This is a genomic window from Zobellia russellii (assembly GCF_018728565.1).
GTDB classification, from domain to species: Bacteria; Bacteroidota; Bacteroidia; order Flavobacteriales; family Flavobacteriaceae; genus Zobellia; species Zobellia russellii.
This window is the reverse complement of sequence record NZ_JACSOI010000033.1, coordinates 1-514: the sequence shown is the minus strand read 5'-3', so window position 1 is coordinate 514 and position 514 is coordinate 1. Positions and strand designations below refer to the sequence as shown.

Below are 514 nucleotides of genomic sequence, written 5' to 3'. Positions count from 1 at the left end.
ACTTGGGTATACGTTTCATGGCCTTGTTTCTCAAATCGTCCATTGAAGGATATGCGGGGTTGAATTCCTTGTTCATATGATGGGTCTATTTTAGGCTGAACGGCCGGTGTTTCTTGATAGCGTAGTTTTTGTCCAGGAACGAGGGCTCCAGCTCCGTATCGGAAATAACGATCGCGGCCCCAAGGGCGGACCCCAACGATGAATCCGTTGTGCTGAGCTTCATGTTCCCCATGTAATGGGAGAGGAGCTGGATGTAGATCTTGTTGTCGCTAAAACCCCCGTCCACATAAAGCTGGCCTATTTCGGAACTCCCCATCGCCGCCCTTACACTTTTCTCCTGTAGCAGTACCAGTTCCAGCATCAGCTGGTGGTAGGCATGCTCGAACCTGTCGTAGGGTATCGAGGTGCTCTCGGGCATGTCCGCAGAGGACATGGTGTCCCATTTGAACATGTGCACGAAATCCTTGTTGATCTCGAAAAAGGTATCCTGATCGAACTCCACCTGCTTATGGGC

Annotated in this window: 1 pseudogene; it reads right to left on the bottom strand. The window is 51.0% G+C overall.

Annotated features, from left to right (window positions below):
* Nucleotides 1–85 precede the first annotated feature (85 nt).
* Nucleotides 86–514, bottom strand: a pseudogene (locus tag H9565_RS20070) (carbohydrate kinase); the annotation flags it as partial.